This is a genomic window from Actinomadura geliboluensis (assembly GCF_043197915.1).
In the GTDB taxonomy this organism is placed as follows: Bacteria; Actinomycetota; Actinomycetes; order Streptosporangiales; family Streptosporangiaceae; genus Spirillospora; species Spirillospora geliboluensis.
In genome coordinates this window covers 295,317-318,243 of record NZ_JBICUA010000004.1, presented here as the reverse complement: position 1 = coordinate 318,243, position 22,927 = coordinate 295,317, and the positions used below count along the sequence as shown (strand labels likewise).

General features: G+C 71.5%; 24 protein-coding genes. 12 read left to right on the top strand and 12 right to left on the bottom strand.

What is annotated here, in order from left to right:
- Positions 1 to 39: 39 nt before the first annotated feature.
- Positions 40 to 654, bottom strand: a complete 615-nt coding sequence (locus tag ACGFI1_RS15855) for a cob(I)yrinic acid a,c-diamide adenosyltransferase (RefSeq protein ID WP_392785903.1) — start codon at positions 652 to 654, stop codon at positions 40 to 42.
- A gap of 71 nt (positions 655 to 725) precedes the next feature.
- Between ACGFI1_RS15855 and ACGFI1_RS15850 the strand changes: the two genes are divergently transcribed.
- From ACGFI1_RS15850 to ACGFI1_RS15820, 7 genes are all read left to right on the top strand, one after another.
- The gene (locus tag ACGFI1_RS15850; protein ID WP_392785901.1) at positions 726 to 2,318 is read left to right on the top strand and encodes a GMC family oxidoreductase; all 1,593 of its coding nucleotides are present in this window, start codon (positions 726 to 728) and stop codon (positions 2,316 to 2,318) included.
- Between the two features lie 360 nt (positions 2,319 to 2,678).
- Positions 2,679 to 3,923: a serine hydrolase domain-containing protein gene (locus ACGFI1_RS15845; protein WP_392786289.1), complete on the top strand. Its 1,245-nt coding sequence runs from the start codon at positions 2,679 to 2,681 to the stop codon at positions 3,921 to 3,923.
- 31 nt (positions 3,924 to 3,954) lie between these two features.
- On the top strand, positions 3,955 to 5,025 hold the full coding sequence (locus tag ACGFI1_RS15840; protein WP_392785899.1) for a DUF6745 domain-containing protein: 1,071 nt from the start codon (positions 3,955 to 3,957) through the stop codon (positions 5,023 to 5,025).
- A gap of 10 nt (positions 5,026 to 5,035) precedes the next feature.
- Positions 5,036 to 5,479, top strand: coding sequence for a hypothetical protein (locus ACGFI1_RS15835; protein ID WP_392785897.1), 444 nt, complete (start codon positions 5,036 to 5,038; stop codon positions 5,477 to 5,479).
- A gap of 923 nt (positions 5,480 to 6,402) precedes the next feature.
- Positions 6,403 to 7,818 carry an HNH endonuclease signature motif containing protein gene (locus ACGFI1_RS15830; protein ID WP_392786287.1) on the top strand — a complete coding sequence of 472 codons (1,416 nt, stop codon included), beginning with the start codon at positions 6,403 to 6,405 and terminating at the stop codon, positions 7,816 to 7,818.
- Positions 7,819 to 8,063: 245 nt separating this feature from the next.
- On the top strand, positions 8,064 to 8,525 hold the full coding sequence (locus ACGFI1_RS15825) for a hemerythrin domain-containing protein (RefSeq protein WP_387075272.1): 462 nt from the start codon (positions 8,064 to 8,066) through the stop codon (positions 8,523 to 8,525).
- Positions 8,526 to 8,538: 13 nt separating this feature from the next.
- Positions 8,539 to 8,928, top strand: a complete 390-nt coding sequence (locus ACGFI1_RS15820) for a cupin domain-containing protein (RefSeq protein ID WP_301175832.1) — start codon at positions 8,539 to 8,541, stop codon at positions 8,926 to 8,928.
- Here the strand turns inward: ACGFI1_RS15820 and ACGFI1_RS15815 are convergent.
- The 4 genes from ACGFI1_RS15815 to ACGFI1_RS15800 all read right to left on the bottom strand — a co-directional run bounded on the left by ACGFI1_RS15815 (position 8,921) and on the right by ACGFI1_RS15800 (position 13,060).
- Complete coding sequence (locus ACGFI1_RS15815) at positions 8,921 to 9,478, bottom strand: ComEA family DNA-binding protein (RefSeq protein ID WP_392785895.1); 558 nt, start codon at positions 9,476 to 9,478, stop codon at positions 8,921 to 8,923. The genes ACGFI1_RS15820 and ACGFI1_RS15815 overlap by 8 nt on opposite strands.
- Positions 9,479 to 9,600: 122 nt before the next feature.
- Positions 9,601 to 10,092, bottom strand: a complete 492-nt coding sequence (locus ACGFI1_RS15810) for a GNAT family N-acetyltransferase (protein WP_392785893.1) — start codon at positions 10,090 to 10,092, stop codon at positions 9,601 to 9,603.
- A gap of 48 nt (positions 10,093 to 10,140) precedes the next feature.
- The gene (locus ACGFI1_RS15805; protein ID WP_392785891.1) at positions 10,141 to 11,640 is read right to left on the bottom strand and encodes an aldehyde dehydrogenase family protein; all 1,500 of its coding nucleotides are present in this window, start codon (positions 11,638 to 11,640) and stop codon (positions 10,141 to 10,143) included.
- A gap of 64 nt (positions 11,641 to 11,704) precedes the next feature.
- Positions 11,705 to 13,060, bottom strand: a complete 1,356-nt coding sequence (locus ACGFI1_RS15800; protein WP_392785890.1) for a carotenoid oxygenase family protein — start codon at positions 13,058 to 13,060, stop codon at positions 11,705 to 11,707.
- Between the two features lie 181 nt (positions 13,061 to 13,241).
- On the opposite strand from ACGFI1_RS15800, the gene ACGFI1_RS15795 reads away from it, so the two are divergent.
- A complete protein-coding gene (locus ACGFI1_RS15795; RefSeq protein WP_364552145.1) occupies positions 13,242 to 13,775 on the top strand; it encodes a PadR family transcriptional regulator in 534 nt (177 codons plus the stop codon).
- Positions 13,776 to 13,820: 45 nt separating this feature from the next.
- Here the strand turns inward: ACGFI1_RS15795 and ACGFI1_RS15790 are convergent, their stop codons facing one another.
- Positions 13,821 to 14,642, bottom strand: a complete 822-nt coding sequence (locus ACGFI1_RS15790) for an NAD(P)H-binding protein (RefSeq protein ID WP_392785888.1) — start codon at positions 14,640 to 14,642, stop codon at positions 13,821 to 13,823.
- Between the two features lie 83 nt (positions 14,643 to 14,725).
- Between ACGFI1_RS15790 and ACGFI1_RS15785 the strand changes: the two genes are divergently transcribed.
- A complete protein-coding gene (locus ACGFI1_RS15785) occupies positions 14,726 to 15,352 on the top strand; it encodes a TetR/AcrR family transcriptional regulator (RefSeq protein ID WP_240807060.1) in 627 nt (208 codons plus the stop codon).
- Between the two features lie 12 nt (positions 15,353 to 15,364).
- Here the strand turns inward: ACGFI1_RS15785 and ACGFI1_RS15780 are convergent, their stop codons facing one another.
- The 5 genes from ACGFI1_RS15780 to ACGFI1_RS15760 form a co-directional block, all read right to left on the bottom strand.
- On the bottom strand, positions 15,365 to 16,186 hold the full coding sequence (locus ACGFI1_RS15780) for a site-2 protease family protein (RefSeq protein WP_240807062.1): 822 nt from the start codon (positions 16,184 to 16,186) through the stop codon (positions 15,365 to 15,367).
- Between the two features lie 127 nt (positions 16,187 to 16,313).
- Positions 16,314 to 16,898, bottom strand: a complete 585-nt coding sequence (locus ACGFI1_RS15775; RefSeq protein ID WP_301175826.1) for a TetR/AcrR family transcriptional regulator — start codon at positions 16,896 to 16,898, stop codon at positions 16,314 to 16,316.
- 30 nt (positions 16,899 to 16,928) lie between these two features.
- Positions 16,929 to 17,336, bottom strand: a complete 408-nt coding sequence (locus ACGFI1_RS15770; protein WP_301175825.1) for a DUF3224 domain-containing protein — start codon at positions 17,334 to 17,336, stop codon at positions 16,929 to 16,931.
- A 74-nt stretch (positions 17,337 to 17,410) separates the two neighbouring features.
- The gene (nucS, locus tag ACGFI1_RS15765) at positions 17,411 to 18,091 is read right to left on the bottom strand and encodes an endonuclease NucS (protein WP_138632551.1); all 681 of its coding nucleotides are present in this window, start codon (positions 18,089 to 18,091) and stop codon (positions 17,411 to 17,413) included.
- 33 nt (positions 18,092 to 18,124) lie between these two features.
- Positions 18,125 to 19,327, bottom strand: a complete 1,203-nt coding sequence (locus tag ACGFI1_RS15760) for a HEAT repeat domain-containing protein (RefSeq protein ID WP_386874699.1) — start codon at positions 19,325 to 19,327, stop codon at positions 18,125 to 18,127.
- Between the two features lie 144 nt (positions 19,328 to 19,471).
- Here ACGFI1_RS15760 and ACGFI1_RS15755 point away from each other — a divergent pair, with 144 nt between their 5' ends.
- Entirely contained in the window at positions 19,472 to 19,675 is a 204-nt protein-coding gene (locus ACGFI1_RS15755) for a hypothetical protein (protein ID WP_386874700.1), read from the top strand.
- A gap of 143 nt (positions 19,676 to 19,818) precedes the next feature.
- Positions 19,819 to 20,205, top strand: coding sequence for an SCO5389 family protein (locus ACGFI1_RS15750; RefSeq protein WP_138632557.1), 387 nt, complete (start codon positions 19,819 to 19,821; stop codon positions 20,203 to 20,205).
- 85 nt (positions 20,206 to 20,290) lie between these two features.
- On the opposite strand, the gene ACGFI1_RS15745 is transcribed toward ACGFI1_RS15750, so the two are convergent.
- Positions 20,291 to 21,274: an LLM class flavin-dependent oxidoreductase gene (locus ACGFI1_RS15745; protein ID WP_392785886.1), complete on the bottom strand. Its 984-nt coding sequence runs from the start codon at positions 21,272 to 21,274 to the stop codon at positions 20,291 to 20,293.
- Between the two features lie 56 nt (positions 21,275 to 21,330).
- Between ACGFI1_RS15745 and ACGFI1_RS15740 the strand changes: the two genes are divergently transcribed.
- Positions 21,331 to 22,902 carry a 3-hydroxyacyl-CoA dehydrogenase family protein gene (locus tag ACGFI1_RS15740; RefSeq protein ID WP_392785884.1) on the top strand — a complete coding sequence of 524 codons (1,572 nt, stop codon included), beginning with the start codon at positions 21,331 to 21,333 and terminating at the stop codon, positions 22,900 to 22,902.
- The last annotated feature ends 25 nt before the right edge of the window (positions 22,903 to 22,927 follow it).

Here is a 22,927-nt window from a genome sequence, read left to right as displayed (position 1 = left end):
GGTGGGGTTAGCCCCACCACCGGCGCCCGCACGGAGGGGTCAGCGCTCCCCGCCCGGCTTCCACAGGACGTCGCCGTGCCCGGCGTTCGCCACGCGGCACAGGATGAACAGCAGGTCCGACAGCCGGTTGAGGTACTTGGCGGTGAGCGGGTTCACGCCGCCCTCGGCGACCTCGTCGGCGCTGCCGTGCGCCTCGATCGCCGCCCAGGTGGTGCGCTCGGCGCGCCGCGCCACCGTCCGCGCGACGTGCAGCAGCGCCGCGCCCGGCGCCCCGCCCGGGAGGATGAAGCTGCGCAGCGCCGGCAGTTCGGCGTTGTGCTCGTCGCACGCCGCCTCCAGCCGCTCGATGTAGGACGGCTCGACGCGCAGCGGCGGGTACTGCGGGTCGGGGACGACCGGCGCGCACAGGTCGGCGCCCACGTCGAACAGGTCGTTCTGGACGCGGACCAGCAGCGTCGCGACGTCGTCCGGCAGCGAGCCGAGCGCGAGGGCCGCGCCGATCGCGGCATTCGCCTCCTCGACGTCGGCGTAGGCGGCGAGGCGCGGATCGGTCTTGCGGGTCCGCGACGCGTCGCCGAGCGCGGTGGTGCCGTCGTCGCCCGTCCGGGTGTAGATGCGCGAGAGTACGACGGGGTTGTCCCTGTTCTTCGCCATGTCCCGCAGCCTAGCCCTGCCGTTCTCCGAAGCTCGTTCGGTAGGGTTCCGGAAAGACCCCGGAGGCCGCCGTGTACGACTACATCATCGTGGGAGCGGGGAGCGCGGGCTGCGTCCTCGCCGCAAGACTGACCGAGGACCCCTCCGCGAAGGTCCTGCTGCTGGAGGCGGGCCCGCCCGACGACGCGCCGGAGATCCACATCCCGGCCGCCGTGGCGGCGCTGATCAAGGGCCCCTACGACTGGGACTACGCGACCGTCCCGCAGGAGCACGCGGCGGGCCGCAGCGTGTACTGGCCGCGCGGGCGGACGCTCGGCGGCAGCTCGTCCACCAACGCGATGATCTACATCCGCGGCGCCCGGTACGACTACGACACCTGGCGCGACGCGCACGGCTGCGACGGCTGGGGCTACGAGGACCTGCTCCCGTACTTCCGGCGCGCCGAGGACCAGCAGCGCGGCGACCTCCCCTACCACGGCGTCGGCGGCCCCCTCCGCGTCGAGGACCTGCGCTACAAGCACCCGCTGACCCGCGCCTGGGTGCAGTCGGCGAAGGCGTACGGCCTCGCCGCCAACCCCGACTTCAACGGCGCCGACCAGGACGGCGTGGGCTTCTACCAGGTCACCCACAAGCGCGGCCGGCGCTGGTCGACCGCCGCCGGGTACCTGCACCCGATCGAGAACCGGCCGAACCTCACCGTCGTCACCGACGCCCTCGCCACCCGCGTGGCGATCGAGGACGGGCGGGCCGTCGGCGTCCGCTACGAGGCGCGCGGCGAGACGCACTCGGCCCGCGCCGAGGCGGAGGTCATCCTGTCCGGCGGCGCGGTGAACAGCCCGCAGCTGCTCATGCTGTCGGGCGTCGGCCCCGCCGACCACCTGCGCTCGCTCGGCATCGACGTGCTGGTCGACTCGCCGGTGGGGCAGGGCCTCCAGGACCACCCGTTCGTGAACGTCATGTTCGCCACGCCGCGGACGAAGGTGCTGTGGGAGCAGGCCAACGCGCGGGCGTTCGCCCTGTACCAGGCGCTGGCGCGCGGCCCCTACGCGTCCAACGTGGCCGAGGCGGGCGGGTTCGTCCGGACGGTCGAGGGGCTGCCCGCGCCCGACCTCCAGTACCACGTCCTGCCGACGCCGTTCGTGAACCAGGGGCTCGTCGACGTGACCGAGCGGCTGCTGTCGGTCATGGTCACCGCGATCGCGGTGGAGAGCCGCGGCGCGCTGACCCTGCGGTCGGCCAGCCCGTACGCCAAGCCGCTGATCGACCCGGCCTACCTCGCCGCGAAGGCCGACCTGGACATCCTGGTCGCGGGCGTCCGGCAGGCCCGTGAGATCGCCGCGTCCGGGCCGCTCGCGTCGCTGGTCGGCGGCGAGTGGGCACCGGGGGAGCAGGCCGACTCCGACGAGGCCGTCACCGAGTTCGTCCGCCGCGAGGTCGCGACGCTGTTCCATCCCACCAGCACGTGCGCCATGGGCGGGGACGGCGCGGTGTGCGATGCGGAGCTGCGGGTGCGGGGTGTGGAAGGGCTGCGGGTTGTGGACGCCTCGGTCATGCCTACGGTTCCCCGGGGCAACACGAACGCGCCGACCATTGCGATCGCGGAGCGTGCTGCCGATCTGATCCGTGGACGTACGCCGCTGGCGCCCGCCAACGCTGGGGTGTAGCCCGCATCTGGCGGCGGGTCTGGCAGCGCGTTTGGCAGCGCGTCTGGAAAAGAAGAACGCCCCCGTCCTCTTCGGACGGGGGCGTGCGCTGCGTACAGGCGGCGGGCGTCACCGCTTCAGGGCCTTCGCAATCCGGACGCGGCGCGCGTCCTTGGCCTCGTTGCGCAGTACGCGTACGCGGTCGTTGATGATGACCTTGTCGATCTCCGGGCGGATCATGTCTGACTCCTCGTTCCCGCCGGGCCCTTGTGGCCTGACATGTACAAGGTTCGTCCTAAGCCCCCACCCCCCACATGGGGACGACGCCTTATATCCGCCGCCTAAGGCCGCCTTAGTGCGCGTCCTACGAGCCCGAAGGGCCTGAGTTGGACGCTCAGTCGCGCATCCAGGAGCTCGCCGACCGCCTTACCCTCGCCCGGTATCGCGTCTGGCGAGGAGGTCGGTCTGCAGATCGCCGCCTACCTCGACGGCGAACGGGTGGTGAACGTGTGCGCCGGCGTCGCGGACTCGACCACCGGCCGTCTGGTCGACGAGCGCACCCTCTTTCCGGCCGCGGGGCTGATCTCAACGCTCGTCGTCCATGTGCTCGCCGACCGCGGGCAGCTCGACTACGGCGTCCCGGTCGCCGCCTACTGGCCGGAGTTCGCCGCCCACGGGAAGGTCGGGATCACCCTCGCCCACGTCCTGACGCATACCGCCGGGGTACCGCAGACGCCGCCCGGCATCGTCCTGGAGGATCTCGCCGACTGGGACGGGATGTGCGCGCGGATCGCCGGCCTTCGACCGCTCTGGCGGCCCGGCAGCGCGACCGGATGGCACGCCCTGACCTTTGGTTTCATCCTGGGTGAGGTCGTCCGGCGGGTTACTGGGCGGTCCCTGCCGGCGGTGCTGCGGGATGTGGTCGCCGTCCCGCTCGGCGTTCCTCGTGATCTGTTCTTCGGTGTGCCGGCTGCCGACCTGGCCCGGGTGGTGCGGCTCGAGGATAGGCCGGTCAGACCGGGCCGGTCAGACCTGTTGGACGACTTCCCGCCTGGCTCGCTGTTCCATGAGGTCGTCCCGGCGTGGCTGCGGGCAGGCGCGGGGACCGGGAACCGGCCGGAGAGCTGGATGCTGCCGGGCCCGGCCGGCGGCGCGGCGACGGCCGATGCTCTCGCCCGCATGTTCGCCGCGCTCATCGGGGAGGTGGACGGTGTCCGCCTTGTCGGCCCCGCCACGGCCGGCCGGTTCTCGGAGGCCGTCACGACCTGGGAGGACAGGGTGACGAGGGCGCCCATCCCGAAGGGGCTCGGCTACCATGTCGGGCTCGTGCCGATGGGGAACACCATCGCCTTCGGGTGGCAGGGAAGCGTCGGCCTCATGTTCGCCGACCCTGGGCGCGGGCTCGCCTTCGCTTGCATGCACAACCTCCTGACGGACGCGCCGCTGGGCAGTGCTTACCGGGTCGCCGACGAGGTTCGGCTCGCGCTCGGGCTGGAGACCGGGATGATCCAGGCGATCAGGAGGAGGATGGGGGAACGCGCGGCACGCCGCATCCGCGGACGCGTCGCGAGGCGGCGGAAAAGGGTGGACGGGTGGGAGCGGGATCTGCGATCATCCGGCACATGATCGATGAAAGGGGCGTCGCCGCCCTCGTCCGGTGAGCGGTTACGCGCAGCGGGAAGCTGCGAACGTCCGCTCGGAATGGCTCGGGCACCTGCTGTCCACCGAGCCCGCCGACCGTCCGGCCGCCGAAGCGGCCATCTCCGAGTTCTACCGCCTGATCGGCCTCGGCCCGCCTCGTTTCCACTGGGTTGCGTCGCCGGTGGCCGCGCTGGAGACCGTCCCGCCCGGTGTACGGGCATCCGAGGCTCCAGATCGATTCCCCGACTGGCCGCTGCCGCCGCGTTTCCGCCGTCTGCTCGGCGAGCTGACCGTGGGGCTCGATGCGACGGTCGCGCGCGGCCATCCGCTGGTGGAGCGGATCGTGGGCCAGTTCGTGAGAGATCCGCTCATGGCGTCCGTGCGCAGCACGCTGCGGCCGGCGCTCGGCGGCCGTGAGAGGGCTGGACGGGTGCTCGACTGGTACTCGGCCTGGTGCCTCTCCAGGGTCGCCCACTACGATGCCATCCGCCGGACGTCCGGTGTGGTGTTCACGCCTGAGCAGGAGCGGCTGCTCGGCCTGTGGGGGGCGCTGGTCCGGTCGTGCGGCTGGTGGTGGCCGCGCGAGCACGTGTGCGTCGTCTCCGAGCGTCCCGTCGAGCTGCACACCGAGATCTGGGACGACGACGGGCGGGTGCGGCTGCACCGCTCGGACGGCCCCGCGCTCCGGTACGGCGACGGATGGGACGTCCACGCCTGGCACGGCACGCGGGTGCCCGCGTGGGTGATCGACGACCCGGACGTTGAACGGATCGAGCGGGAGACCAACGTCGAGGTCCGGCGGTGCGCGATCGAGAACATGGGGTGGGGCGACTACATCGACCGGGCCGGGCTCCGGCTCGTCGCCGTCGCGCCCGACCCCGGCAACCCCGGCTCCGAACTGCGCCTCTACGACCTGCGCGAGCAGACCAGGGTGCTGCTCGCCGTCAACGGCTCCGTCGAGCGCGACGGGCGCCGCCGCCGCTACGGGCTGACCGTGCCGGCCGCCATCCCGGACCCGGTCGCCGCCGCCGGCTGGACCTACGGGCTGTCCGCCGACCAGTACTCACGCCTCGTCCGCCGAACCTGAAGGTGATCACATGACCGTGACTCTCGCGTCCCTTTCGCAGCAGACCGGACTCGCCGTGCTCGACCATCTCGAGCAGTCGGTGAGCATCCCCGTCGTCGACGGGCTCCAGGCCCAGGGCGACCTGATCGTCATCCCCTTCGCCGAAGTCTCCGCCTCCCTGTCGCTCCGGCCGGACGCCGAATGGCAGGACGTCCCGCCCGAGGGGGTCGAGCTGCTGAGGGGCGAGGCGGGCGGCAACCCGCATACGCTCGTCGCCGACCCCGGCACCTGCCGCTGGACGCGGCGGGTGGGGGATTCCACCGGCCTCGCGATCGGCGTCTTCGAGGCGTCCGCCGCCGTGTACTTGCTGCATCCCGAGCATGGCGCCTCCGGCTGCACGGCTGAGCGCTATGTGGTGCGGCGGCAGCGCGAGTACACGGTTGGTGGGTGGGGGTCGCGATTCGTCGCTGACTAGTCCTACCGCAAGGAGACTGACTGCAGCGCATCGAAACTGGCTGCAGCGGGGTTGGACGTAAGGGAAAGCGCCTCCGTCTTGATTGGCGGGGGCGCTGACCTGTGTGGGCCTTCTGGTGGGGCGGCTGTTTCTCTAGCGGTCTTGCGGGCACGGGCTCGGCGTTGTTCTTCCGAATCTGTGAGTGCCTTGTGATCGTCTACGCCTGTGTTGTGATCGCTGTCATCGATTAATCGGTTATGAGGTTGGTGTATCGGGTTCCGGTGCAGGTCGGCGTGGGGCTTTCGCCTTAGTCGGCTGGTCGTTGTTGGTTGGCTTGCGGTCGGCGCATGGCTGAGGTCCCTTTTTTATCGGTTTTATGTGGTTCCGGTGAGTGGGCGGTTGTGGTGGCCTTCCGAAGGTGGGTGCGTGAGTTCAGGTGTGCTGCCGGTTGCTGTCACGTTGGTTGCGGTTGTCGGTTGGGGTGGGGTGTTTGATCTGCGGGTTCGTGCGGGGTGCTGTCGGTGCCGCGCTTCGCGCGGAAAAGCGGTCGGCGAGGGCGGGCGATGGTGGGGGTCGTCGGTGATGGCGCGCGCGGAGCGCGCGTTCGGGCCCTGACCCGCGCTTGCCTTCCACCTGTGCATCTGGCTTCGTGTCTCTGACCGCAACCAACGTGACAGCAACCGGCGACTTGGTGCGGGGTGCGCATCTTTGGTTCCGGAGGCACCTTAGCCGTCCAGTTGCCGCAACCACCCCAATCCGATGAAGCCGTGCTCAGTCCGCGCTGACCGTTGGATGATCGGTGGCCGCAAGGAGCGTCCTTTTGTGGGGTGGTTGAAAAAGATGGTGATCGTATTTGGAAGTGTCTGAATTGTCCAGTGGTATTGGGGGTGGGGCGCGCTATAATTGAGGTGGCAATTCGGGTTGGGAGGTGAACCCCCGTGTCCATGTCCGTTCAGGTCGCCACAATCGGTGGTGGGCAGCGTGAATGGGAAGACCGGGCGTGGTTCCCGCCCGGCCCGCAATTGGCGGTCTGCCTGTCGGGTACGAAAGAGCGCTTGGTGGATCTGACCGATGACGAGCTCCTCCAGGTCGCAGCGGCCGCTCGTCGGCAGACCTCCTGGGCGCAGGCGCGGGAGTTGGCCGCGATCGCCGAACTCACCCGCCGCCGCACATCCGAGGAAGACTCTGGCATCGAGGAGTCCGGTGACCCCGAGTACCGGGTCCTCTCGGCCCGCGAATCGGTGGCCGAAGAGGTCGCCGTCGCTCTCACCGTCACCGGAAATGCTGCTGCGACCCTGGTCCATCTGGCCGAACAGTTGACCGGCCCGCTTGCTCGAACTGGAGAGGCGCTGGCCGCCGGTCGCGTCGATTTGGCGAAGGCGCGCGTGATCTGCGACGTCACCGAGAGCCTTCCTGGTGACGTGGCGGGGAAGGTCCAGTGTGTTGCCCTGGAGAAGGCACCCGAGCAGACTACGGGGCAGCTCCGCCGCCGGATCAAGCGACTCGCGCAGCGACTGGCACCCGAGGCGATCGAAGAGCGTAAGCGCGAAGCGGTACGGCGTCGGCGCCTGGAACTGTGGGACACGCCGTCCGGTACCTCGGATCTGTCGCTGTGCGATCTGGCGACCGAGGACGCCCACGCCATCTTCAACAAGATCACTGCTGCGGCGAACGGCATCAAGGCCGAAGGTGACCCGCGTCCGCTGAGCACCGTCCGCGCCGACCTCGCCACTCGGCTCCTGCATGGCGTCGAGCTTCCCGAAGCCGTCCGCACCCTTCTTTCTCAGACGTGCGACGAGACTGATGCACAGTCCCCGCCGATGGGGTCGGTGAGCGTCCTCAGTGTGACGGACCAGGGCGAAGCGATCGGTGCTCGGCTCGATGATGAGTCCGGTGTTGCCGATGAGCAGCTTGTGGGTCTCGCGGACGAGGTGGATCGGCGTCTGAACCACGTGCGTGGACGTGTCCATCCCAGCGACCTGCCACATGCCATCCGGCAGGCGGCGGGGCGGATTCGTGACCAGCTCGCAGGTGCCCGCGACGTTGCGTGCCAAGGCGACGAGGAGTGCCACGGCAGCCCCGGTTATCGGCCGCCCGTCGCCATGCGCCAGGAGATCGAGGCCCGCCACAGCAGGTGTGTGTTCCCCACTTGCAATCAGCCTTCGCGTCGCTGCGACCTCGACCACACGATTCCGTGGCGGCCGGGCCTGACCTGCCGTTGCAACCTCGCCCCGCTCTGCAGACGCCACCACCGGTTGAAACAGTCCCCGGGTTGGAAACTCCACCAGATCTGGCCCGGGTTGCTCATCTGGATCACGCCATCCGGTGGCTGGTACATCGTCCGACCTGACCGCCAGTGACTCCGCGTCCAGTCCAATGCCCTCGTCGGCCGGGATGGGGGTCCATGCGGCGGCGTCCGTGCTGGTGAGTCGATCAGCTCGGTGGGTGGGTAAGCGCGGCGGTGGCTGATTTCTCACACCTCCTTTGATTATTTACAAGCTTCACATGTATTAATATCGGGGCTCAGCGTTCCGGCGAGGTGGCTTGCTGGGGCGACCGGTGGCGGTCTGAGTGCCGTCCTGACGTGGCGTTGGGGTTGCGGAACATGGAGATCGAGTCGCTGGCGGCGGCGCTGGAGCGGGAGCACCACGAGATCGACGAGGGGATCGAGGTGTTCACGGCCGATCCGGTGGCCGGGGAGCGGGACCGGGAGGCGCTGGCGCGTGCCGTGCGTGCGCTGCGTCGTCACATCTACCTCGAAGAGGAGTTCCTGTTCCCGGCGCTGCATGCGGCGGGGCTGATGGCGCCGGTCCTGGTGATGCTGCGTGAGCACGGGGAGATGTGGGGGACGCTCGACGCCCTCGATGACGCGCCGGACGACGATGCCGCGCTCACGCTGTGCCGGCGCCTGAACGTCCAGCTCCTGCACCACAACATGAAGGAAGAGAAGATCCTCTACCCGGAGCTGGAGCGGGTCGTGCCGGAGCCGCAGGAGGAGCGGCTGCGGGCCTTCCTGCAGACCGGGGAGATGCCTGCGGACTGGGTGTGCGTGCGGGCCCGCGGCTGAGCGAACGGAGAGCATGGTGGAGAAGAAGCCCGTCGTCGGCAGTGCGTCCGCGCTCGCGGAGTTCCGCGCCGACTCGTTCTGCCCGAAGGTGCTGTCGGCGACCGACCTCACCAAGGTGATGCTGGTCGGTATGGAGGACGGGCAGGAGATCCCGCTGCACACGCCGGGTGTGGAGCTGGCCCTGGCGATCCTTGAGGGGGCCGGGGAGGTGTGGGTCGGGGACGGTCCGCATGCTGTTGCGGCGGGTGACGTCGTGGTGATTCCCGCTGGGACGACCCGGGGTGTGCGGGCTCGTGGTGGGCGGCTGGTCTTCATGAACGTCGTGTCGCCGCCGCCGACTGCGGCGGACCATGAGGTCGAGCGGCGTCCGTGGCCGGTCGCCGGTGAGTCCTCCGTCAGTTGAGGTAGACGGTGTGCTCGGCGAGGGTCGGGGTCAGGTGCGGGGGAAGGTCCGCCATGGCCGAGACCTCCTCGGCCGAGGTGAAGGTCTGCAGGTCCTCGCGCAGGCGCACGATGCGTTCGGCCATCTCCGGGGTGATGCCGGGGATGGTCGCGATCGCGGACGCGGGGGCGTGGTTGATGTCGACGAGGCCGCCGTCGTCGAAGGTCCTCGGCAGGTCGGGACGGCCGATGTGCATTTCCAGCGCCGTTCGGGGGTCGTCGCGGGCGATGGCGGCGGCTCGGGCGCGCAGGTCGCGGCGGTCGCGGGCCTCCTGTTCGGCCCGTGCGAGGGTGCGGGAGGGTGTGGTCGGTCCGAACACCCGGCGCCTGACGGCCAGGGCGTGGAGCGTTCCGCCGAGCCATGACACGGTCCACGTCAGGACGAAGACGGAGTCGGCGGTGCTGCCGTTCTCGCTCTTCGCCGTCGCGAGCATCGCCGTGACGAGGGCGAGGTAGGGGATCGTTGCCGCCCACAGGACGATGCTCTTTGTGCGGGCGGCCGCGTATCCCATCGTGATGGGCGTGGCGTAGCCGAGAGTGAGGAGTGGGCTTAGAGCCCATGCGTAACTTGCCGCGGTTCTGGCCATGGTTTCCCCTGAGTCGTTGCCGGTCTGACGTTCGGAACTGGGCGGCGTCAGGGGACTTCGATGAAGCCGAGGTGGTCGTAGAGGCGGCGGGCGCGGCGGTTGCGGCGGGTCACGGCCAGGGAGAGCGTGGTGTGGTCCGGAGCCAGGACGTGCATGACCGCCTGGACCAGGGTTCGGCCGACGCCCTGGCCCGCGTGGGACGGGGCGGTGAAGAGGAAGGCCAGGAGGGGTTCCTGCTTGTAGAGGGTGACCAGTGCGGCGCCTATCGGGCGGTCGTCGTGGTCGGTGACGAATGAGGCTTCCGGGAGGAACTTCCCGTACTCGCCGTCCAGGGTGAGCTGGATCTCGCGTGCGGCGCCGGGGAGGTCGCCGACGTCGGCCTCGTCGGGGGTGCCGCGGTAGGCGTCCCACATGGCGGCGGCGAGGGCCGGCAGGTCGGCCTCGGTGAACGGGCGGACCCCGGACGGGAGCGGGGGCGTGGCGTCCAGGGTCGCCTGGAGGCGGCTGCGCACGGGTGCGCCGAACGTCCCGGATGTCATGGTTTCGAGTCTAGGCGGGCGCCCCCGGCCGGGGGCGCCCGGCATGGGTCAGCGCTTGTAGCGGCGGCCGTGGATCATGTTGATCAGGCCGAGGACGCGGGCCATCTCCTTCTCGGTGCGCGCGAACGTGGTGAGGTTCATCGTCGCGAACCGCTGCCGGGTGATGGCCTTCGGGCGGGTGAACTCGCGCAGGCCGTCCGCGCCGTGGATGCGGCCGAAGCCGGACTCGCCGACACCGCCGAACGGCAGGGCGGCGACCTGGGCGAACGCGGCGAAGGCGTTGATGGACGTCATGCCGGAGCGCATCCGGCGGGCGACGTCCAGCGCGCGGGACTTGTCGCCGGAGAAGATCGTCCCGGCGAGGCCGTAGCTGGTGCGGTTGGCCTTGTTCACCGCCTCGTCGAGGTCCTTGACGCGGTGCACGGTGATCGTCGGGCCGAACGTCTCCTCGCAGACGGCGGACGAGTCGTCCGGCACGTTGGTCAGCACCACGGGCTCCACGTAGGGCTTGCGCACGGACTCGGCGCCGCCGACGACCGCCTTGCCGCCCTTGTCGAGGGCGTCCTTGATGTGCCGCTCGATGATGTCGAGCTGCGAGGGCATCGTGATCGGGCCGTAGGCCGCCTCGCGGTCGAAGCCGGGGCGCAGGTCCTTGGCCTTCTCGGTGAGCTTGCCGAGGAACTTGTCGTACGCCTCGTCCACGACGTAGATGCGCTCGACGCCGATGCAGGTCTGGCCCGCGTTCGACATGGCGCCCCACAGCGCGGCGTCGGCGGCGGCGTCGAGGTCGGCGTCGGAGTCGACGATGCAGGCGTCCTTGCCGCCGCACTCGGCGACGATCGGGGTGAGGTTCTCGGCGCAGGCCGCCATCACGCGCTTGGCGGTGCGGGTCGAGCCGGTGAAGGCGATCTTGTCGACGTGCGGGGACGAGGCGAGCGCCGCGCCGGTCGCGCCGAGGCCGGTGACCGTCTGCAGCACGGGGTGCTCGGGGATCACCGCGTCGAACAGCTCGGCGAGCAGCACGCCGACGCCCGGGGTGAACTCCGACGGCTTGAACACGACGGCGTTGCCGGCGGCGAGCGCGTAGCCGATCGAGCCCATCGGGGTGAAGATCGGGTAGTTCCACGGGCCGATGACGCCGACGACGCCGAGCGGCTGGTACTCCAGCACGCACTTCTGGTTGACGGCCATCAGGCCGGGGTAGACGCTGCGCGGCCCGAGGACCTTCTGCGCGTTGCGGGCGGCCCAGTCCAGGTGGGTGATCGCCATGATCGTCTCAAGCTGGGCGTCCTGCACCGGCTTGCCGGTCTCCTGGTGGATGAGCTCGGCCATCCGGTTCAGGTTGCGGGCGAGGGACCCCTTGACGTTGAGCAGCCGGAGCCGGCGCTCCTTCCAGCCGAGGGCCCGCCACCACTCGGCGGCCTCCCGGGCGCGCTCGATCGCCGCCGCCACCGCGGCGCCGTCCTGGACGGGGTGCTCGGCGACGACCTCGCCGGTGGCCGGATTCAGGGACGCGAACGTCTCGGCGCTCTCCGTGGCCACGGACATGGGGAACCTCCCGGGAGGAGCCGTAAGTGAGTACTTGCATCGTGGTACCGGCTAGTAAACCACCCTAGGCGCCCGACGGGGAGTCCGGGATCCAGCTGCCGTGGAATCCGGCCGGGACCCGGCGCGGGAGCCGGACGGTCGCCGTGTGCGACAGGTCGGCGGCGTCCAGCACCAGCAGTTCGGAGCCGGACCCGCCGGACACGATCGACAGCAGCCAGCCCTCGTCCTCGGCGCGGGCGCCCTCGGCGGGGACGAACACCGCCTCGCCGACGTGCGCGCCCTCCCCGCAGTCGCGGGCCGACGCGCCGCCGCGCAGGTCGTACTTCACGATCGAGCTCCCGGCGACCGTGTAGAGGTAGCGGTGCTCGCGGCCCGTCCGGGTGTCATCGTGGGTCGGGAACTCCACGTTCCGGTCGTCGAGCCGCTCCTCGGACGCCTTGCCGGTGGCGGGGTCGAGCACCCAGCGGTGCAGGTGCGCGCTCTCCGTGCTCACCGCCTCGGTCGCCGGGTCCACGGTGCCGCCGACCTCGCCCCAGAGCGCGGCGAAGGTCTCCGGGACGTAGCGCGCGCCGTCCAGCACCACGCGCCCGGCGGCGTCCTCGTGCGCGTTGCCGACGTGGAAGACGTAGCACGGGTCCACTTCGAACCAGCGGACGCCGCCGGACCCGTCGCGCGGCATCACGCCGAGCCGCGCGCCGTACCCGTCGTCCCACCGGTAGGGCAGGCCGGACGCGCCGGACAGCGCCAGGTCCACGTCGAACACCACCGGCAGGTCGAGCCAGACGACATGGTGCTCGGTGATCGCGAAGTCGTGCATCATCGTCGGGCCGGGCACCTCGATCTCGCGGCTCTCGACCAGCGTCCCGTCCGCCGACAGCCGGTGGAAGACGAGGTAGGGCGGGAACACGCCGTAGCCGAAGAACAGCAGGTCGCCGGTGGCCGGGTCCTCCTTGGGGTGCGCGGTCATCGCGGAGGTGAGCCGCCCGCCGAAGTCGCACGGCCCGGCCGTCTCCAGCTCCGGGGTGACCTCGTAGGGGAACCCGGCCTCCACCAGCGCCCAGATCTTGCCCGCGTGCGGGACGACGTGCGTGTTGGCCTGCACCGCGCACCGGTCGAAGGTGAGGTCGTCGCGGAGGTAGGGCGCGCCCTTGGTGAACGCGTCCGTCCGGACCCAGCGGTTGCGGTACCACTCGGCCCGGCCGTCGCGCAGCCGCACGCCGTGGATCATGCCGTGGCCGGTGAACCAGTGCCGGCTCGGCTCGCCCGGCTTGGGGTTCGGGCCGTTGCGGAAGTACCGCCCGGTCAGCTCGGTCGGCAGCGCGCCGGTGACCGGCAGGTTGTAGGCGTCGGTCTCGTCGGGGACGGGGGCCAGGGGGCCGTCCATCCAGGCGGCGGGGCGTTCTTCGGTGTGCTCGCTCATGCGGTGTGCTCCTCGGGAAGCGGGCGGCCGAGCCCGGCGAAGTGGCGCTCGCGGGCCGCCTCGGACGGCGGGTACGCCGGCATGCCCGGGGGAGCCCCTCGCACTGACATTCCACTTCTGACACGTCGAAGCTAGACGTTCCAACTTAGACATGTCAATAGTGAGTGGTAGGCTCCCCGGCATGAGTTTGCGACACGCGATGCTCGGGCTCATCGCCGAGATGGACGGTGCCAGCGGGTACGACCTGCTGCGGATGTTCGAGCTCTCGCTCGGGAACGTCTGGCCGGCCCGGCAGAGCCAGCTCTACGGCGAACTCGGCAAGCTCACCGAGGCCGGGCTCATCGAGGTCGCCGAGGAGGGGCCGCGCGGGCGCAAGGAGTACCGCATCACCAAGGCGGGGCGCGCGGAACTGCACCACTGGATCGTCGACGTGCCCGCCAAGGACAACCGGCGGGACGACGCGCTGCTGCGCGTCTTCTTCCTCGGGCTCGTCGACCCGGGGGAGGCGCAGCGCTACATGCGCGGGCACTCCGACGGCCTGGGCGAGTACCTGGGGGAACTGCTCGCCCTGGAGGACCGGGTGGAGTGGGACGACGACAACCTGTCCGTGTACGGGCGGCTGGTCATCGAGTACGGCAAGCGGTTCGCCGCGATGCGGCGCGACTGGTTCGACTGGGCCCTCCAGGAGATCGAGGCCCTGGAGCGGCGCGAGTAGGGCGCGGGTCGCCTGGCCCGCGCCCTACGTGGAGTGCTTCGCCGGTCAGCGGAAGTCGTCGGCGTGGTCGGCGGCCCACTCGGCGAACGTGCGGGCCGGGCGGCCGGTGATGCGCTCGACCTCGGGGGACACCTCGGTCGGGTGGTCGACGGCGCTCGCGCGCCGGCGGAGCAGGACGTCCACCATGCCCTCGCGCATGTAGGGGCGCGCGAGCATCTCCTCGCGCGCCTCCGCCGGGTCGATCTCCTCGAAGCGCACCGGACGGCCGATCGCCGCGCCGATGAGCGCGGCCTTCTCCGGCTGCGTGAGCTGCTCGGGCCCGCTCAGCACCGGCAGGGCTCCGACGAGTGCGTCGGTGAGCAGCGCCTTCGCGGCGACGGCCGCGATGTCGCGTTCGTGGATGGGGGCGAAGCGCGCCGCCGCGTACGGTTCGCGGACGGGTTCGCCCGCGCGGATCTCCTCCCGCCAGCCGAGCGCGTTGGACGCGAACTCGCCGGGGCGCAGGAACGTCCACTCCAGGCCGGACGCCTCGATCGCCCGCTCGATCTCCAGATGGTGCACCGCGAGGTCGTTCGACGGGTCGTCGTCCAGTGCGGCGGAGGACGACAGCATGACGACGCGTCGCACGCCGTGGTCGGCGGCGCGGGGGAGCAGGTCGTCCAGGCCGTGCCAGAACACGGCGGGGTTGAGGAAGAGCGACGCCACGCCGTCCAGCGGCATGTCGGAGGTGCGGGCGACCTCCGCTTCGGTGGGCAGCCGGGCGGTCGCGGGATCGCGGGTCAGCGCGCGGACCTTCGCGCCGGCGGTGAGCAGTTCGGCGACGAGGTGCCGTCCGACGTTTCCGGTGGCCCCGGTGACGAGAATCATGCGGCCCAGGTTCAACCAGATGGATGAACTTGTCAAACAGCCGGATGGTTGACCGCGTCAGCAGGGCGGATACCATGGGCGCCGTGACGGACACGACGAAACGGCCGCGACGCGCCCCCGCACCGGACGAGCGCACGCTCGACGCCGACCGCTCGCGGCGCCTGCTGCTGGACGCCGCGCTGGACGAGTTCGCCGCCAAGGGCTACGCCGGCGCCCGCGTCCAGGACATCGCCGACCGCGCCGGGCTCAACAAGCAGCTGATCAACTACTACTTCGGTGGCAAGGCGGGGCTGTACCGCGAACTGCTCGCGCTCTGGGGCACCCGGAAGGGCGAGATCAACGACCCGTCCCTCCCGATGGAGGAGGTGGCGGTCGGGTACCTGCGGCACATCCTGGACGATCCGCGCGGCACGCGGCTGAGCGCCTGGCGCGGCCTGGACGCGGCGGACGGCGCGTCCGACCCCGGGGACGACCCGTGCGGCCTCGCCGAGGACCTGTCCGACGTCGAGCGGCGCCAGGAAGCGGGCGAGCTGGCCGGCGACCTGGACCCGGCCGCGGTCCGGCTGGTGCTGATGGCGATGACCGCGGCGCCCGTCACGATGCCGCACGCCGTCCGGCGCGTGTTCGGCCTCGACCCGCGGTCACCGGAGTTCCGGGAGCGCTACGCCGAGCAGCTGCGCCGGATCGTCCGGCACCTGGCCGGGCCCTGAGCGGGCGCGGGGTCAGTTCCGCCAGAACTGGAACAGGTAGTGGCCGAGTTCGATCGGGAAGTTGTCGACCGAGCCGCTCACCCGGAACGGGAACCCGTCCAGGCCGATCGCGTCGGTGATGTAGAAGATGACGTTGAAGAAGCCCTCGTTGATCGGGCCCAGCCACAGCAGCGCGATCAGGATGAGGAAGGCGTAGCCGCCGTACGCGCTCGCCTGCGCCGCGAACCGGCGCGGCAGGTACGGCTCGATGATCCCGAAGCCGTCCAGCCCGGGGATCGGCAGCAGGTTCAGCACCGCGGCCGTGACCTGGAGGAACGCCAGGAACGCCAGACCCGACCAGAACAGCGCGTGGTCCTTGTCGGCGAAGTTCTTGAAGATCACCGCGAGCATCACGGCGAACAGCGCGTTCGACAGCGGGCCCGCCGCCGAGATCAGGCTGTGCCGCAGCCGGCCGCGGATCGCGTGCCGCTCGATCCACACCGCGCCGCCGGGCAGGCCGATGCCGCCCAGCACGATGAACACGACCGGGATGAGGAAGCTCAGCGTGATGTCGGAGTACTTCAGCGGGTTCAGCGTCAGGTAGCCCTTGGCGGCGACGCTGCGGTCACCCGACCGGTAGGCCATGTAGGCGTGCCCGAACTCGTGCAGGCACAGCGACAGGATCCACGCCGAGATCACGAACCCGAACACCGCGATCCGGCCGGGGCGCTCCAGGATCGTCCCGTACCGCCAGGCGATCAGGCCGCACAGCACGGTCGCCGCCACGACCGCGAGGAACACCGGGCTCGGCCGGACGGCCGCGCTCCCCCGCGCCTCGTGTGCAGTCCCGTTCATTCCCGGCCCCTCTCACCGCGCCGCCGTTCCCCCGGCGCACCGTCCCGCCTGATCGTCACTCGGAAGCTACCTGCTCAACGGAGTTCCCGCGCACCGGAGTTCCGGGCGCCGGGACCCCGGCGCCCGGTCACGGCGCCGCGATCACCGGGACGACGTAGGTGCGCAGGAAGCGGCGCAGCCCGTCGGCGTCCCGGTCCCGGTCCATCACGATCAGCGAGGTGATGATCCGGAAGAGGAACTCGACCGTCCCCTCCACCTCGATGTCGGCCCGCAGCATCCGCTGCCGCTGCGCCTGCTCGAAGTACGGGCGGACGTAGTCGCAGCACAGCGCGAGGACGTGCTCGGCCGCGCCCGCGACCGCCGCCTGCATGTGCCCCGCCGCCTCCGGCACGAGGAAGTGCGCGATGGTCGGCTCGCCGCGCACGTACTCGACCGCGTCCATGGTGCCCTCGACGATCGCCTCCGGCACCGACCGCTCGCGGCGCAGCCGCTCGGCGAGCCGGTCCAGGAAGCGGTGCAGGTCGCGCACCACCACGGCGAGGATCAGCTCGTCCCGCCCGCCGGTGACGCTCCGGTACACGGTGGCGCGCGACAGCCGCGCGGCGGCGGCGATGTCCTCGACGGTCGTCTTCGCGACGCCGAAGCGGCCGAAGCACTCCTCGGCCGCGTCGATGATCCGCTCGCGCGTCGTGTCGGTGGTGACCGGGGGCATGGCAGCACATTACCGGCCGCGCGCGGCCCGTCAGTCCAGGGTGTACTCCAGGGTCCAGCTGTGCCCGCCGTCCGCGGTGACGGTGATCTGGCCGAGGCCGCGGATGCCCGCGAGCTCCCCGGTGCCGGACGTGGGGACGATCAGCCAGCGCAGCCACTGGGTGTCGGACGTCCCGTCCTCGCTGCCCGCGCTGTGCTGGAGCACGAACGTCCCCTCGCGGCCGTGCAGGATGCCCTGGACGCGCTCGATCCCGACGTACGCGGCGGGGCCGGCGGGCGTCTCCACGGTGATCAGCTCGGTGGTGCTCGTCCCGACCAGGTCGCCGTGGAAGTGCTTGCCCACATGGACGCGGGTGAGCTTGCCGCCGTCCAGTTCCTCGTAGGGCTTCTCGGCTTCCCAAGCCTCGATGTCGAAGGTGCCGCTCGCTTGGAAGGTCATCCCGCCATGATGCACGTCACATCCGACAGTGCGGAATGGGCGAAGGTGCGGAATGGGCGACGGGGCGGATCGGGCTAGAAGAGGGTGCCCTCGTGTTCGATGCCGCGCAGCGCGTCGTAGTCGAGCGTGACGCAGTCGATGCCGCGGTCGGTGGCGAGGACGCGGGCCTGCGGCTTGATCTCCTGCGCCGCGAACACGCCCCGGACGGGCGCGAGGTGCGGGTCCCGGTTGAGCAGCTCCAGGTAGCGGGTGAGCTGCTCGACACCGTCGATCTCGCCGCGCCGCTTGATCTCGATCGCGACGGTGGCGCTGTCGGCGTCCCGGCACAGGATGTCGACGGGGCCGATCGCGGTGGGGAACTCGCGGCGGATCAGCGTGTAGCCCTCGCCGAGCGTGGTGATGTGCTCGGCGAGCAGTTCCTGGAGGTGCGCCTCGACGCCGTCCTTCTGCAGGCCCGGGTCGATGCCCAGCTCGTGGCTGGTGTCGTGCAGGACCTCCTCGATGGTGAGGATCAGCCGCTCGCCCGACTTGCCGTGCGTGACCGTCCAGCGCGCGGTGGCGCCGTTCTCGGTGTAGCTCTCCTCGCGCAGCGAACAGGGCGGGTTCATCCAGTTGAGGGGCTTGTAGGCGCGGTCGTCGGCGTGGATGCTCACGCTCCCGTCCGCCTTGATGAGGATCAGGCGGGGGGCCATCGGCAGATGGGCGGTGAGCTTGCCGGCGTAGTCGACGCTGCAGCGGGCGATAACGAGACGCACGCTGCCTCACCTTAGTGCGGCGCCCCGCCTGCTTCAGGCCAGACCGGCGTACCGGCGGCAGTCGTCGTGGTCGGTGGGGACGCCCCAGGTGCTGAGGACCTCCATCAGGTTGACCCAGCGCCAGCTCTCCGGCGGCAGTTCGGCGATCGTCCGCACGGCCCGCCGCTGGACGGCGGTGAGGTCGGCGAACGGCGGCAGAGGACGGGCGGGAGTGCCGAATGCCAGCCTGAGCGCGACCTCGGCCATCGGGAAGGACTCGGCGTCGGACGTGCGGGCCAGCCCTTCGAGGACGGCGTCGACCGCGCCGGGCGGAACCTCGTCCAGCGCGGCGAGGGTCAGCGCGGAGTAGAGCCGGAGGTTTCCGTTCAGGAAGTCGGTCTCCACCTCGGGCGGGGACGTGCAGCAGGCGGCGAGCTCCTCGATGACCGGTGCGTCGGCCTTGCCCAGCCGGGCGAGCGCGATCGCCGCGGCCGAGCGCGGGCCCGGCTCGGTGCCGGCCAGCCGCTCGCGGATCAGGGGGAGGAGGTCGCGGCCGTCCAGGAGCCCGGCGGAGACCAGCACGTTCGTGACGACGGCCGGGTTCTGCTCGGTGCCGAGCAGCGGGCCGAGGGCGGCGAGCGAGGCGGCACTCTCCTCCGGGAACCAGCCGATCGCGTACGCGGCGGAGGCGCGCACGCCGGCGTCGGCGTCGCCGAGCAGCGCCCGCACGGTCGGCAGCCCGGCGCGGACGGCGTCGTAGGCGCCGAGTTCCGCCTCGGCGGCGCGGCGCGCCCAGGTGTAGTCGGACATCTTCCGGTCGAACTCGCGGTCGCGGCGCTCGTGGTCGTCCGTCGCTTCGGCGACCCACGCCTTCAGCCTGCGCGCCTCCTCGTCGGGGTCGGTCGCGAGCAGCCGCGCCGCCTCGGCCCGCCACTCCGCGATGGCGACACCGGACGGCAGGTGCGCCTCGTCGAAGCCGATCGCCAGCGCCGTCGCCAGGTAGAGCGGCCAGCCGCGCTCGGGCGTGCCGGGGTCGGACGCGAGCGCCAGCAGGAACGGCACGGCCACCGCCGACGCCGGGTACCGGCTGCCCTGGTGGTAGATGTTCGCGAACAGCTCCCCGAACGCCTCGCCGCGCTCCTCCTCGTCGGGCGAGCGCAGCGCCCGGAGCAGGGCGGGGACGTCCTCCGCCGAGCCGTAGGCGTGGTCGAGGCCCGCCCAGTCGATGCCGTCCAGTCCAGCCAGCGGGTCGCTCATGCCGCGATCATGCCGGACGGATGCGTCTAAGGCGCTGAGATCGGCGCGGATAAGGCGTGCTGCCGATGTCCGGGCGGGGCCCTTAGGACGAGTCTCTTGGGTGTCGGGTCGTGCCGAGCGGCCCGGGAGACAGGGGGAAGGGTCATGTTCCACCACGACATCATGCAGTCGGTCATGGCCGAGCGGAGCCGCGAGCTGCGGACCCGCGCCGCGGCCGAGCGGGACGCGCGGCTCGCGCGGCGGGCCCGCGAGTTCTGGGCCGAGCGCGCCGAGCGGTTCGCCGTCCGGCGGAACGTGCGGCGCGACGTCCGGAGCGCGTGCCAGCAGGGCCCGGCGCCGGCGCGGTGACGCCGGCCCCGGCCGGGGCGGGGAACGGCCGGGGGCGGCGCCTAGCGGAATGAAAATCTTTGTCAAGCCTGGAATTCTCCGGGGGCCGTGATTAGCGTCGGCGGGTGGGTGTTCATCCACCACCGGCGAAAGGAACCCCCGCAATGTCTCTCGACGTGACTCCGGAACTGCTCGAGACGGCGCAGCAGGGCGAGGTCGGCGACGCCGCCTTCGTCGAGTGCATCAAGACGTCCCTGCCCTACGCGTGGGACATGATCAGCGGCCTGGTGGCGCGGCTCCAGGTGGACGGCGGCGACTACGCCGACAACCTCACCCCGCCCCCGGACGAGCAGGCCCGCGGCCAGCTGCTCCGCGTCCTCGCGAGCGACGCGATGCGCGGCGCGATGGAGCGCCACTTCGGCGTGAAGCTGGCCTTCCAGAACTGCCACCGGGTCGCCGTCTTCCCGACCGGCGACTCCAGCGCCTACCGGACGTTCGTGACGGCCCGCGAACAGATCCTCAACCAGTCTCCCGAACTCCGCGACTGCTGACCCGCCCGCTCCTGCCGAGACGTGCGGCGCGCCGATCCCCTCGGCGCGCCGCACGTTCTCGTTGTGCGGGCCTTAGAATGCGGCCTCAGAGTGCGGCGCGGACCTTGGGGAGGACGTCGGCGCCGAGGCGGGCGATGTTCTCCAAGGTGCCGGCGCGGGAACCGGTCGCCTCGACCAGCAGGATCAGATGCCTGATCCCCGTCTTCTCGACCGTGGTCACCAGCGACTCGACGCAGTCGTCCGGCGAGCCGACGGGGTGGATGCCGCACATGCGGCGCGCGTAGCCGGCGGGGTCGGGGGTGGGGCGCGGACGGTCGTCCACGGCGACGTATCCGGCCAGGCCGGGGCCGAGCCAGCGGGGCATCTCCGCCATCAGCGTGCCGACGGCCTCGTCGCGGGTGTCGGCCACCTGCGCGACGTGGGTGGAGATGTGCGGGAGGGCGGGGTCGCCGTGCCGGGCGACGGCGGCCGCCTTCTCGTCCGCGTCCACGTGCATGCCGAGCAGCATCGGCAGGCCGCGCTCGGCGGCGAGCGCCTCGGTCTCGGGGGACGTGCAGGCGACCGTCACCGGGGGCGGGGCAAGCGCGCGCGGGACGACCGGTACCTCACGGAAGCGGAAGTGTTCCCCCTCCCAGGAGACACGGTCAGATCGCAGCCAGGTAAGGAGGAGGTCCAGGGACTCGGCGAAGCCGTGCTCATAGCGGGGGAGCCCGGTGCCGAACACCTCTAGGTCCCGCCACGGGCCGCCGCGCCCGACGCCGAGGCGGAACCGGCCGCCCGAGAGCAGCGCCAGCATCGCCGCCTCCTCCGCCAGCGCGACCGGATGCCGGGTGGAGAGCACGCTCACCGCCGTCCCGACGTGGATCCGCTCGGTGACGCCCAGCAGATGTCCCGCCAGGAGTGTCGCGGACGGGACGACCCCGTACGACATGAAGTGGTGCTCGGCCAGCCACACGTCGTCGAAACCGGCGCGTTCGGCGGCGACGGCGGCCTCTACGGTGCGGGAGAGCGCGGCGTGGTCGTCCTGTCCGGGGGCACGGGTCGCGAGGAGGAAGATTCCTAGGCGCACGTCCCCTGTCGTACCCGGGAGCGCGCCTCCCCGCGCCCTCTGCAAGACTGCGAATCATGAGTGAGGGTTCGTTCAGCAGGGTCGGGGTCGTCGGACTGGGCACGATGGGCGCGGGCATCGCCGAGGTGCTGGCGCGCGGCGGCCTCGCGGTCGTGGGCGTCGAGGTGAATCAGGACGCGCTGGAACGCGGGCGCGGGCACCTGGAGCGCTCGACCGGCCGGGCCGTGAAGCGCGGCAAGCTCACCGCGGACGCGCAGCGCGAGATCCTCGGCCGGGTGGCGCTGACCACCGACTTCGCCGACCTCGGCGAGTGCGACCTGGTGATCGAGGCGGTGCCGGAGCGGCTCGACCTCAAGCGCAAGGTCTTCGCCGAGCTGGACAAGGTCTGCCGCGAGGACGCCGTCCTCGCCACGAACACCTCCTCGCTGTCGGTCACCGACATCGCGGTCACCACCGGCCGCCCCAGCAAGATCGTCGGCGTCCACTTCTTCAACCCGGCGCCGGTGATGAAGCTGGTCGAGGTCATCGCCACCGTGCTGACCGAGCCGGACGCCGTCGCCCGCGTCGCCGCCCTGGTGAAGGGCCTCGGCAAGACCCCGGTGACGATCGGCGACCGGGCCGGGTTCGTCGCCAACCGGCTGCTGTTCGGGTACCTGAACCAGGCCGCCGGGATGCTGGAGTCCGGGCACGCGACCCGCGACGACATCGACACCGCGATGACGGCCGGCGCCGGCCTGCCGATGGGCCCGTTCACCCTCATGGACCTGATCGGCCTCGACACCTGCCTGGAGGTGCTCGACGCGATCTACGCCGAGTCGCGCGACCGCCGCCACGCCGCCTCCCCGGTGCTGCGCGAGCTCGTCACCGCCGGGCTGCTCGGCCGCAAGACCGGCCGCGGCTTCTACTCCTACGACGCGTCCGGCGGCGACGAGCCCGCGGCGGCGGCCGGGGAGCCGCCGGTCGTCGGCATCGTCGGCGTCGGCCCGCTCGCCGACGCGCTCGCCGCGCTGTGCGACCGGGCGGGCGCGTCCGTCCGCGACTCCGCCGCCGACCTCGCCGGCTGCGACCTGGTCGTCGAGGCCGCGGAGGACACCGAGGCCGCGCGGGCGCTGCTGTCGGCCGCCGCGCAGGCCGCCAAGCCGGACGCCGTGCTGCTGGTCACGTCCGTGGGCGGGTCGGTGATCGAGCAGGCCATGGCCACCGGGCGTCCCGCCGACGTCGTCGGGCTGCACCTGCCCAACCCCGCCGGGACCCTCGCCGAGATCGCCGCGACGGTCGCGACCGGACCGGACGTCGCCGACCGCGCCGCCGCCCTGCTCGCCGGGCTCGGCCTCACCACCGTCCGCTGCCGCGACCGCGCCGGGTTCATCGTGGACGCGCTGCGCTTCCCGTACCTGAACGACGCCGCCGCCATGCTCGGCGCCGGATACGCCGACGCCGACTCGATCGACGCCGCGATGACGCTCGGCTGCGGCTACCCGACCGGCCCGATCGCCGACCTCGACCGCCTCGGCCTGGACCGCGCCGTGACCGTCCTGCGCGCCCTCCACGCCGAGACGCGCGAGCCGGCGCTGGCCCCGGTGCCGCTCCTCGCCGAGCACGTGACGGCGGGCCGCCCGCTGCGATAACCGTCCTCCAGCCCCGCCCACATAT

What these genes read in the sequence shown, in the direction of transcription:
- ACGFI1_RS15795 (WP_364552145.1), top strand. Translation starts at nt 13,242, where the DNA reads ATGAGTTTGCGACACGCGATGCTCGGGCTCATCGCCGAGATGGACGGT.
- ACGFI1_RS15800 (WP_392785890.1), bottom strand. Translation starts at nt 13,060, where the DNA reads ATGAGCGAGCACACCGAAGAACGCCCCGCCGCCTGGATGGACGGCCCC.
- ACGFI1_RS15770 (WP_301175825.1), bottom strand. Translation starts at nt 17,336, where the DNA reads ATGACCTTCCAAGCGAGCGGCACCTTCGACATCGAGGCTTGGGAAGCC.
- ACGFI1_RS15775 (WP_301175826.1), bottom strand. Translation starts at nt 16,898, where the DNA reads ATGCCCCCGGTCACCACCGACACGACGCGCGAGCGGATCATCGACGCG.
- ACGFI1_RS15825 (WP_387075272.1), top strand. Translation starts at nt 8,064, where the DNA reads ATGGAGATCGAGTCGCTGGCGGCGGCGCTGGAGCGGGAGCACCACGAG.
- ACGFI1_RS15755 (WP_386874700.1), top strand. Translation starts at nt 19,472, where the DNA reads ATGTTCCACCACGACATCATGCAGTCGGTCATGGCCGAGCGGAGCCGC.
- ACGFI1_RS15835 (WP_392785897.1), top strand. Translation starts at nt 5,036, where the DNA reads ATGACCGTGACTCTCGCGTCCCTTTCGCAGCAGACCGGACTCGCCGTG.
- ACGFI1_RS15810 (WP_392785893.1), bottom strand. Translation starts at nt 10,092, where the DNA reads ATGACATCCGGGACGTTCGGCGCACCCGTGCGCAGCCGCCTCCAGGCG.
- ACGFI1_RS15805 (WP_392785891.1), bottom strand. Translation starts at nt 11,640, where the DNA reads ATGTCCGTGGCCACGGAGAGCGCCGAGACGTTCGCGTCCCTGAATCCG.
- ACGFI1_RS15855 (WP_392785903.1), bottom strand. Translation starts at nt 654, where the DNA reads ATGGCGAAGAACAGGGACAACCCCGTCGTACTCTCGCGCATCTACACC.
- ACGFI1_RS15815 (WP_392785895.1), bottom strand. Translation starts at nt 9,478, where the DNA reads ATGGGATACGCGGCCGCCCGCACAAAGAGCATCGTCCTGTGGGCGGCA.
- ACGFI1_RS15820 (WP_301175832.1), top strand. Translation starts at nt 8,539, where the DNA reads ATGGTGGAGAAGAAGCCCGTCGTCGGCAGTGCGTCCGCGCTCGCGGAG.
- ACGFI1_RS15740 (WP_392785884.1), top strand. Translation starts at nt 21,331, where the DNA reads ATGAGTGAGGGTTCGTTCAGCAGGGTCGGGGTCGTCGGACTGGGCACG.
- ACGFI1_RS15750 (WP_138632557.1), top strand. Translation starts at nt 19,819, where the DNA reads ATGTCTCTCGACGTGACTCCGGAACTGCTCGAGACGGCGCAGCAGGGC.
- ACGFI1_RS15780 (WP_240807062.1), bottom strand. Translation starts at nt 16,186, where the DNA reads ATGAACGGGACTGCACACGAGGCGCGGGGGAGCGCGGCCGTCCGGCCG.
- ACGFI1_RS15830 (WP_392786287.1), top strand. Translation starts at nt 6,403, where the DNA reads ATGTCCGTTCAGGTCGCCACAATCGGTGGTGGGCAGCGTGAATGGGAA.
- ACGFI1_RS15790 (WP_392785888.1), bottom strand. Translation starts at nt 14,642, where the DNA reads ATGATTCTCGTCACCGGGGCCACCGGAAACGTCGGACGGCACCTCGTC.
- ACGFI1_RS15760 (WP_386874699.1), bottom strand. Translation starts at nt 19,327, where the DNA reads ATGAGCGACCCGCTGGCTGGACTGGACGGCATCGACTGGGCGGGCCTC.